The organism is Actinotalea ferrariae, assembly GCF_019733465.1.
GTDB classification, from domain to species: domain Bacteria; phylum Actinomycetota; class Actinomycetes; order Actinomycetales; family Cellulomonadaceae; genus Actinotalea; species Actinotalea ferrariae_A.
This window is the reverse complement of record NZ_JACVQL010000130.1, coordinates 1-9,116: the sequence shown is the minus strand read 5'-3', so window position 1 is coordinate 9,116 and position 9,116 is coordinate 1. Positions and strand designations below refer to the sequence as shown.

General features: G+C 75.6%; 11 protein-coding genes and 2 pseudogenes. All 13 read left to right on the top strand.

Features of this window, described 5'->3' with window-relative positions; translation table 11 throughout:
* Nucleotides 1-214 (top strand): annotated as a pseudogene (locus ICW40_RS11175) (amidohydrolase family protein); the annotation flags it as partial.
* Nucleotides 215-260: 46 nt separating this feature from the next.
* Complete coding sequence (locus ICW40_RS11170) at nucleotides 261-1,682, top strand: MFS transporter (protein WP_221653907.1); 1,422 nt, start codon at nucleotides 261-263, stop codon at nucleotides 1,680-1,682.
* A 188-nt stretch (nucleotides 1,683-1,870) separates the two neighbouring features.
* Entirely contained in the window at nucleotides 1,871-2,335 is a 465-nt protein-coding gene (rpsP, locus tag ICW40_RS11165; protein ID WP_221653905.1) for a 30S ribosomal protein S16, read from the top strand.
* Nucleotides 2,335-2,574 carry an RNA-binding protein gene (locus ICW40_RS11160; protein WP_221653904.1) on the top strand — a complete coding sequence of 80 codons (240 nt, stop codon included), beginning with the start codon at nucleotides 2,335-2,337 and terminating at the stop codon, nucleotides 2,572-2,574. Before rpsP ends, ICW40_RS11160 begins: the two co-directional genes overlap by 1 nt.
* A 162-nt stretch (nucleotides 2,575-2,736) precedes the next feature.
* Nucleotides 2,737-3,282, top strand: a complete 546-nt coding sequence (gene rimM / locus ICW40_RS11155) for a ribosome maturation factor RimM (protein WP_221653902.1) — start codon at nucleotides 2,737-2,739, stop codon at nucleotides 3,280-3,282.
* Nucleotide 3,283: 1 nt separating this feature from the next.
* On the top strand, nucleotides 3,284-4,129 hold the full coding sequence (gene trmD, locus ICW40_RS11150) for a tRNA (guanosine(37)-N1)-methyltransferase TrmD (RefSeq protein WP_221653896.1): 846 nt from the start codon (nucleotides 3,284-3,286) through the stop codon (nucleotides 4,127-4,129).
* 194 nt (nucleotides 4,130-4,323) lie between these two features.
* The gene (gene rplS / locus ICW40_RS11145; RefSeq protein ID WP_221653895.1) at nucleotides 4,324-4,683 is read left to right on the top strand and encodes a 50S ribosomal protein L19; all 360 of its coding nucleotides are present in this window, start codon (nucleotides 4,324-4,326) and stop codon (nucleotides 4,681-4,683) included.
* A gap of 90 nt (nucleotides 4,684-4,773) precedes the next feature.
* A complete protein-coding gene (gene lepB / locus ICW40_RS11140) occupies nucleotides 4,774-5,670 on the top strand; it encodes a signal peptidase I (protein WP_308121750.1) in 897 nt (298 codons plus the stop codon).
* Entirely contained in the window at nucleotides 5,667-6,563 is an 897-nt protein-coding gene (locus ICW40_RS11135; protein WP_308121749.1) for a ribonuclease HII, read from the top strand. The genes lepB and ICW40_RS11135 overlap by 4 nt, the downstream gene beginning before the upstream one ends.
* Nucleotides 6,560-6,883, top strand: a complete 324-nt coding sequence (locus ICW40_RS11130; RefSeq protein ID WP_221653894.1) for a DUF2469 domain-containing protein — start codon at nucleotides 6,560-6,562, stop codon at nucleotides 6,881-6,883. Before ICW40_RS11135 ends, ICW40_RS11130 begins: the two co-directional genes overlap by 4 nt.
* A 141-nt stretch (nucleotides 6,884-7,024) precedes the next feature.
* Complete coding sequence (locus ICW40_RS11125) at nucleotides 7,025-7,381, top strand: YraN family protein (RefSeq protein ID WP_221653893.1); 357 nt, start codon at nucleotides 7,025-7,027, stop codon at nucleotides 7,379-7,381.
* On the top strand, nucleotides 7,381-8,916 hold the full coding sequence (locus ICW40_RS11120) for a YifB family Mg chelatase-like AAA ATPase (protein WP_221653892.1): 1,536 nt from the start codon (nucleotides 7,381-7,383) through the stop codon (nucleotides 8,914-8,916). The genes ICW40_RS11125 and ICW40_RS11120 overlap by 1 nt, the downstream gene beginning before the upstream one ends.
* A pseudogene (locus ICW40_RS11115) lies at nucleotides 8,913-9,116 on the top strand (DNA-processing protein DprA); the annotation flags it as partial. The gene ICW40_RS11120 and the pseudogene ICW40_RS11115, both read left to right, overlap by 4 nt.

Sequence of the window (9,116 nt, the reverse complement as noted above, 5' to 3'; positions counted from 1 at the left end):
CGAGGCGGCCGAGCTCGTGCACGCCGGCGTGCCGGCGCACGACGTCGTGGCCGCGGCGTCGTGGCGCACGCGGCGCTGGCTCGGGGCGCCCGGCATCGCCGAGGGCGCACCGGCCGACGTCGTCGTCTACCCGCAGGACCCGCGGACGGACATCGGCGTGCTCGGTGCCCCGCTGGCCGTCGTGCTGCGCGGACGGGCCGTCGTCGGCGGCTGAGACGGACCTGGTCGCGGTGGTCCGCGGCCTGCACCACACTGCGTGCATGCAGGAGCAGGCGACCCTCACGCGTCCCGAGCGGCTCGACCGGCTGCCGTTCACCCGGTGGCACGGCCGCCTCGTCGTCGGCTCCGGGATCGGCTGGGCGCTCGACGCCATGGACGTGGGGCTCATCTCCTTCGTCATCGCGGCGCTGCGGGTGCAGTGGGAGCTGAGCTCGGGGCAGATGTCGTGGATCGCGTCGATCGGGTTCGTCGGGATGGCGCTCGGCGCGAGCCTCGGCGGCCTGCTCGCCGACCGGATCGGCCGGCGGCAGGTCTTCGCGCTGACGCTCCTGGTGTACGGCCTCGCCACGGGCGCGTCGGCGCTCGCGTGGTCCGTCGGCTCGCTCATGGCGCTGCGGTTCCTCGTCGGCCTCGGCCTGGGCGCGGAGCTGCCCGTCGCGTCGACGCTCGTCAGCGAGTTCGCGCCCGCGCGCATCCGCGGACGGCTCGTCGTGCTGCTCGAGGCGTTCTGGGCCGTCGGCTGGGTGCTCGCCGCGGTGATCGGGTACACGGTCGTGCAGGCGTCGGACGACGGATGGCGGTGGGGGCTGCTCATCGGCGCGGTCCCGGCGCTCTACGCCATCGTGGTGCGGCGCGGCCTGCCCGAGTCGGTCCGCTTCCTCGAGCGGGCGGGCCGGGTCGCCGAGGCCGAGCGGGTCGTGCGCGAGTTCGAGGAGTCGGCGGCCGGCGCACCGGCGCGCGGGCGGTCGACGGCCGAGGCGCGGGCCGCGAACGACGAGGCGGTGGCCGGCGACGGGACGGCACGGGGGAGCGCGCCGAGCGACGCGCCGTCGACGTCGGGGTCGGGCGACCAGGAGCCTCCTGCCGGCCCCGCGGGCCTGTGGAGCCGCCCGATGCGACGCCGGACGACGGCCGCGTGGGTGGTCTGGTTCGCCGTGAACTTCGCCTACTACGGCGCGTTCATCTGGTTGCCGTCGATCCTCGTCGCGTCGGGGTACTCGCTCGTGCAGTCGTTCGGGTACACGCTCGTCATCACCCTCGCGCAGCTGCCGGGCTACGCGGTGGCCGCGGTGCTCATCGAGACGTGGGGGCGACGCGCGACGCTCGCCACGTTCCTCGTCGGGTCCGCGGTGTCGGCCGGCCTGTTCGGCTGGGCCGGCGGGACCACGGGCGTCCTGGTCGCGGGCATGCTGCTGTCCTTCTTCAACCTCGGCGCCTGGGGTGCCCTCTACGCCGTGACGCCCGAGATCTACCCGACGTCGCTGCGCGGCACGGGCTCGGGGTGGGCCGCGGGCTTCGGGCGCATCGCGTCGATCCTCGCGCCGCTCGCCGTGCCGCCGCTCCTCGCGGCGGGCGGCAAGGAGCTCACGTTCGCGGCGTTCGCGGCCGCCTTCGTGGTCGCCGCGGTGGCGGCGCTCGGGCTGCCCGAGCTGCGGGGGAGGGCGCTGCAGGAGGACGGCTGACCGAGGCGCGCGCACACCGTGCGGCGCGCGGCGCCACGGTGGCCGTGCGTCTGGCAGAATGACCACTGTACCCGGCACGGACGGCCCCTCTACCCGCACGTCGCCGCGTCCCTCGGTCACCACGCGCACCTACCCCACAGGCCTGCGCACGGCGACCACCCGCAGCAGAACCAGGAGAGACCACCACTGTGGCCGTCAAGATCCGTCTGAAGCGTCTCGGCAAGATCCGGGCGCCGTACTACCGCATCGTCGTCGCCGACTCGCGCTCGAAGCGCGACGGCGCCGTCATCGAGGAGATCGGCAAGTACCACCCGACCGAGGAGCCCTCGCTGATCGAGGTCACCTCCGAGCGGGCGCAGTACTGGCTGGGTGTCGGCGCGCAGCCGACCGAGCAGGTCCTCGCGATCCTCAAGATCACCGGCGACTGGCAGAAGTTCAAGGGCCTCCCGGGCACCGAGGGCACCCTGCGCGTCAAGGACAAGGGCACCTCGGCCGACGCGAGCGCCGCCATCGCGGCCGCCGCCGACGCCGCCGAGAAGGCCAAGGCCCAGGCCGCCGAGAAGAAGGCCGCGGCCGACGCCGCTGCCGCCGCGCCGGCCGCCGAGGCGTCCGACGACAGCTCGGCCGACGCTGCCGCCGAGGACCAGGCCTGATGCTCGCCGACTCCCTGGAGCACCTCGTCCGCGGCATCGTGGACCACCCGGACGACGTCCGGATCACGGGGCGCTCGCTGCGCCGTGGGGAGCTCCTCGAGGTCCGGGTGCACCCCGAGGACCTCGGTCGCGTGATCGGCCGCAGCGGCCGCACGGCGCGCGCGCTGCGCACGGTCGTCAGCGCGCTCTCGGCGGACGGCGCCGTGCGCGTCGACGTCGTGGACGTCGACCGGCGCTGAGCCCGGCCGGCGGCCCGCGAGGAGCCGACCAGCAGTCGACCAGGCCCGGTCCCCCTACCCTGGGGGCCGGGCCTGAGCCGTGCCCGGAGCCTGCGCCCCGCGTCGCGAGGCCACGCCCCCGCCCACGACGCACCACCACCACCATCACGACGGAGGACTCGCATGCAGCTCACGGTCGGCACGGTCGGCCGCGCCCACGGCCTGCGCGGCGAGGTGGCCGTGGACGTCCGGACGGACACGCCCGCCGAGCGGTTCGCGGTGGGCACGGTGCTCGTGACGCAGCCTGCGTCGGCCGGTCCGCTCACGGTGACCCGGACCCGCGAGCAGAACGGCCGGTGGTACCTGACCTTCGCCGAGGCGTCCGACCGGACCGCGGCCGAGGGCCTGCGCGGCGTCGAGCTGGTCGTGGACGTCGAGGCGTCCGACGAGGAGGACGCCTGGTACCCGTACGAGCTGGTCGGCCTGCGGGCCGAGCGCGAGGACGGCACGGTCGTGGGCGAGGTCGTCGGTCTCGAGCACCTGCCCGCGCAGGACGCGCTCGTCGTGCGCGAGCCGGGGGGCCAGCGCACGCTCGTCCCCTTCGTCCGCGCGATCGTGCCCGTCGTGGACGTCCCGGGCGGCCGCGTCGTCCTCGACCCGCCGCGCGGGCTGCTGGCCTCGGACCCGGTCGACGACGAGCCGACGGACGAGCCGACGGACGAGCACTGACGTGCGGGTCGACGTCGTCACGATCTTCCCCGAGTACCTCTCCCCGCTCGACCTCTCGCTCGTCGGCAAGGCGCGCGCTGCGGGACTGCTCGACCTGCGCGTCCACGACCTGCGCTCCTGGACCACGGACCGTCACCGCACCGTGGACGACTCGCCCCTCGGGGGCGGCGCGGGCATGGTGATGCGCCCCGACGTGTGGGGCCTCGCCGTGGACGACGTGCTCGGCCTCGACGCCGGCGCGGACCACGCGGCGGGACCGGGAGCGGGGAGCGGCGGCGTCGAGCTCGTCGTCCCGACGCCGTCGGGCGAGGTGTTCACCCAGCGCACGGCCGAGCGGCTCGCGGGCGCGAACCACCTCGTGGTGGCGTGCGGCCGGTACGAGGGGATCGACGCGCGCGTCGCGGAGCACTACCGGTCGCGTGGGGTCCGGGTGACCGAGCTGTCGATCGGCGACTACGTGCTCAACGGCGGCGAGGTCGCGGCCCTCGTCGTGGTCGAGGCCGTGGCGCGCCTCCTGCCCGGCGTGGTGGGCAACCCGCACTCGCTCGTCGAGGAGTCCCACGGCGCGACCGGGCTGCTCGAGTACCCGGTGTACACGCGTCCGCCGCAGTGGCGCGGGCACGAGGTCCCCGAGGTGCTGCTCTCCGGTCACCACGCCCGGATCGAGCGCTGGCGGCGGGACCAGGCGCTCGAGCGGACGGCGCGCCGGCGTCCGGACCTCGTGCGGCGCCTGCGCCCCGAGGAGCTCGACCGCGCGGACCGGGCCGTCCTCGGGCGGCTGGGGTGGGACGTCGGCCCGGACGGGCCCGAGCCGGCAGCACCCGGTGCCGACGACACCGGGTCGTGAGCCCGCCGCGCGCTGTGGCAGACTTGGGCGCGGTACGTCGGCTGCGCCTCTGCCACGGGGGAGGCGGCCAACCAGCAGTTCCGACCAGCGCGTCCTGCGCGCACGGCGGAGACGTGCCCACCACCTGATCCGTCCAGGCAGCCCGGCTGCCCGTCACGACGCGCCTGACCTGTGGCAGCGCGGAGGAGTACACCATGCACATTCTCGACTCGGTCGACGCGGCCTCGCTGCGCTCCGACATCCCGGACTTCCGCCCGGGTGACACGCTCAAGGTCAACGTCAAGGTCGTCGAGGGCAACCGCTCGCGCATCCAGGCGTTCCAGGGTGTCGTCATCGCGCGTCAGGGCGGCGGCGTCCGCGAGACGTTCACCGTCCGCAAGGTGAGCTTCGGTGTGGGTGTCGAGCGCACCTTCCCCGTGCACTCGCCGTCGCTCGACACGGTCGAGGTCGTGACGCGCGGTGACGTGCGCCGCGCGAAGCTGTACTACCTCCGCAAGCTGCGCGGCAAGAAGGCGAAGATCAAGGAGAAGCGCGAGACGCCGGCCCCGCGCTGAGCTCTCCCCTCCCACGACGGGCGGTCACCCCACGGGGTGGCCGCCCGTTCGTCGTCCTCGGCGCGTGCGGGGGCATGGCACCCTTGTCGGGTGACGCCCCGAGCAACGCCTGAGCACCGCCCGCACGGTCCCGTCGACGACGGCACCGGCACGGCGGGCGAGGTCCGGGCAGCCACCACGGGTGGTGCGGAGCCGGCGCGCACGTCCGCCGACGAGACCGCGGACGAGACGGCCAGCGCGCACGACGAGCCGGCCGAGGCGGAGGTGTCGTCCCGCCGCGCCGCACCCGAGGAGACCCAGCACCGCGGCGGCGGCCTCGCGGCCTGGCTCAAGGAGACGGCGATCATCGTCGTCAGCGCGCTCGTGCTGTCCCTCGTCATCAAGACCTTCCTCGTCCAGGCCTTCTTCATCCCCTCCGGGTCGATGGAGCAGACGCTCCTGGTCGGCGACCGGGTCCTCGTGAGCAAGCTCGCGCCGGGACCCCTCGACGTGCACCGCGGCGACGTCGTCGTCTTCAAGGACCCGGGCGGCTGGCTGCCCCAGCAGGCGCCCGAGCAGTCGGGCTGGCGGGCGACCATGACGTCCGTCCTGACCTACGTCGGGCTCCTCCCGCAGGACTCGGGCGAGCACCTCATCAAGCGCATCATCGGGCTGCCGGGGGACACGGTCGCGTGCTGCGACGAGCAGGGCCGGGTGACCGTGAACGGCGTGCCCCTCGACGAGCCGTACCTCGCCGCCGGGGCGCAGCCGAGCGAGCTCGAGTTCAGCATCCAGGTGCCCGCGGACCGCCTCTGGGTCATGGGGGACAACCGGCAGAACTCGCAGGACTCGCGGTACAAGCAGGGCGCGCCGGGCGGCGGCAGCATCCCGGCCGAGAACGTCGTGGGCGTCGCGTTCGTGACGGTGTGGCCCGTCGACCGCTGGCACGCGCTGCGCAACCCCGGCGCCACGTTCGCCGACGTCCCCGAGCCGGCGTCGGCCGAGTGAGCCCCGCGTCGCGGCCCGACCTGCGCCAGGAGCGAGCACTGCTGCGCTCCGGCGCACGCGTCGTCGTCGGCATGGACGAGGTGGGGCGCGGTGCGCTCGCCGGTCCGGTGAGCGTGGGCGCCGTCGCCGTCGACCTGGGCACGCGTGCGTGCCCGCGCGGCGTCACCGACTCCAAGCTCCTCACCCCCGCGGCGCGTGAGCGCCTGCTGCCCGCGCTGGGCCGCTGGGGGGTCGCGCGCGCGGTCGGGCACGCGTCACCCGAGGAGATCGACACCTTCGGCATCATCGCCGCGCTGCGCCTCGCGGGCCGGCGCGCGCTCGCCGGGCTCGGCGTCCCCGTGGACCTCGTGCTGCTCGACGGGAAGCACGACTGGCTCACGGCGCCGGCCGCGGCGCACGCTCAGCCGGCCCTCTTCGACGACGTCACGCCCGAGCCGGTCGTCGACGGCGGGACGCCGCTCCCGCAGGTGCGCACGCGGATCAAGGCCGACCGCACGTGCGCCTCCGTCGCGGCCGCGAGCGTGCTCGCCAAGTGCGCACGCGACGCGATGATGGTCGACCTCGCGCGCCGGTACCCCGAGTACGGCTGGCACGAGAACAAGGGCTACGGCTCGCCGGGCCACGTCGAGGCGCTGCAGCTGCGCGGGCCGACGCCTGCCCACCGGTGCAGCTGGCGCCTGCCGGAGGTCGGCGAGCCGCTCGTGGTGCCCGAGCACGCCGTCGCGCTGCTCGACGAGCCCCTCGTCGCCGCGGAGCGGCCGCTCGGGCTGGTGGAGCCGCGCGACCTGCTCGACGAGGCCCTCGCGGACGCCGCGGCGGCCGGGTTCGACGAGGCGGTCACGGCGGCGCAGCGGTCGGGGGACTCCGCACGATGGTCCATGATGGACGCGTGAGCGCCGAGGACCTGGAGAACTACGAGACCGACATGGAGCTCGCGCTGTACCGCGAGTACCGCGACGTGGTTGGCGTCTTCTCCTACGTCGTCGAGACCGAGCGACGGTTCTACCTCGCGAACCAGGTCGACCTGCAGGTGCGGTCCGCTGCCGGCGAGGTCTACTTCGAGCTGACGCTCAACGACGCCTGGGTGTGGGACGTGTACCGGTCGGCGCGCTTCGTGAAGTCCGTGCGCGTCGTCACGTTCAAGGACGTCAACGTCGAGGAGCTCGCCAAGAACGAGCTCGAGCTGCCCGACGGCGGTACGTTCCGCCGCTGACGGCCGGGCCGTCGGACGTCGCTCCGTCGGACGTCGCTCCCGTCCACAGGTCCGGCCCCTCCGCGGTCGTCCCCAGGCCCGACGGTCCCTGCGCCACCCGTGCGCGTCGCGCTGCGAGCGTCGCCCCCGGAGGTGGTCGCCATGCGGGCGAAGGATGCGGTCGGGCGGTACGGGGAGAAGGTCGCGGCGGCCTACCTGTCGGCGGCGGGGTGGGACGTCGTCGACCGGAACTGGCGAGGTCGCGCGGGTGAGCTCGACATCGTCGCGCTGCAGGGCGACGAGCTCGTGGTCGTCGAGGTCAAGACGCGCTCGGGCGACGGCTACGGCCACCCCGCGGAGGCCGTCGACCACGCCAAGCTGTCCCGCCTGCGACGGCTCGCGGGCGAGTGGCTCGCGTGCCACGACCTGCGTCCGCGCAGCGTCCGGGTCGACGTCATCGCGGTCCGGACGTCGCGTCGGGGCGCGGCGACGGTCGAGCACCTCACCGGGGTCCTGTGATGGCGCTCGGACGCACGCGCGCGGTCTCGCTCGTGGGCCTCACGGGCCACGTGGTGGAGGTGGAGGCCCACCTGGCGGCGTCCGTGCCGGGCTTCGTGCTCGTCGGGCTGCCGGACGCCTCGCTCGCCGAGGCGCGTGACCGCGTCCGGGCCGCGGTCACGTCGTCGGGCCTGTCGTGGCCCCAGCGCCGGATCACGGTGAACCTGTCACCCGCCTCGCTGCCGAAGGGCGGTAGCGCGTTCGACCTGGCGGTCGCCGTCGCGACCCTGGCCGGCGCGGGGGTGTGCGACCCCGTGCGGGTCGCGGACTGGGTGCACATCGGCGAGCTGGGGCTCGACGGCCGGCTGCGTCCCGTGCGTGGCGTGCTGCCCGCGGTCGCGACGGCCGTCGCGGCGGGCCACCCGCGCGTCGTCGTGCCGAGCGCGAACGCCGAGGAGGCGCGGCTGGTGCCCGGTGCCCACGTCCGGGCCGCGGCGAGCCTCGCGGAGGTGGCCGTCGAGCACGGCGCCGAGATCGACGAGGTGCCCGACGTCGAGCCGGCCCAGGCCGAGGTGGTCCCGGCACCGGGCCGCCGGACGCCGGACCTCGCCGACGTGGTCGGGCAGCGCGCGGCGCGGTGGGCGCTCGAGGTGGCCGCGGCGGGCGGCCACCACGTGCTCATGGTGGGTCCGCCCGGGGCGGGCAAGACCATGCTCGCCGAGCGGCTCCCCGGGCTGCTGCCGGACCTGGACGAGGACGAGGCGGTCGAGGTGACGGCCGTGCACTCGGTTGCCGGCACCTTCCGGCCCCACGAGGGCCTGCTGCGTCGCCCTCCCTTCGAGAGCCCGCACCACACCGCGACACCCGCGGCCGTCGTCGGCGGCGGCTCGGGCCTCCCACGCCCTGGGGCGGCGTCGCGGGCGCATCGCGGCGTGCTGTTCATGGACGAGGCGCCCGAGTTCTCCCCGCGCGTGCTCCAGACGTTGCGGCAGCCGCTCGAGGACGGCGAGCTCGTCATCCACCGGGCCGGCGGCACGGCCAGGTTCCCGGCCCGGTTCCAGCTCGTCCTGGCCGCCAACCCGTGCCCGTGCGGGCAGGCGGTGGGCAAGGGCCTGGCGTGCGCGTGCACGCCGATGGCCCGGCGCCGGTACTTCTCGCGGCTGTCGGGGCCGCTGCTCGACCGGGTCGACCTGCAGCTCGAGGTGCTCCCGGTCACCCGGGCGGACCGGCGCGCGGGGGGCGACCCCGAGCGGTCGGTCGACGTGGCGGCCAGGGTCCGCCGCGCTCGGGCCGCGGCGTCCGAGCGGCTCGCCAGGACCCCGTGGCGGACGAACGGCGAGGTCGCCGGCTCGTGGCTCCGCGCGCACGGACCGGGTCCGGCGGCGCACCGGGACCTCGACCGCGCGCTCGACAGCGGACTGCTGAGCCTGCGCGGCGCCGACCGCGTCCTGCGGGTCGCGTGGACGCTCGCGGACCTCGCGGGCCTCGACCGGCCGGGCTCCGCCGAGATCGGCCAGGCGCTCCTCCTGCGCACGCGCGGGCAGGGACAGCCATGACGCCCGACGTCGTCGCGCGCGCCGCGTGGAGCCGCCTGGTCGAGCCGGGCGACGTCGTGGCCGGTGCGCTGCTCACCGCCCTCGGCGCACCCGACGCGCTCGCGTGGCTCGAGCACGTGCGTCCGGCCGTGCGGGCCGGCCGGCACGTCGACCTCCCCGGCAGCGGCGAGTCGGCCCGCCGGCTGAGCGCGGCCGCGGCC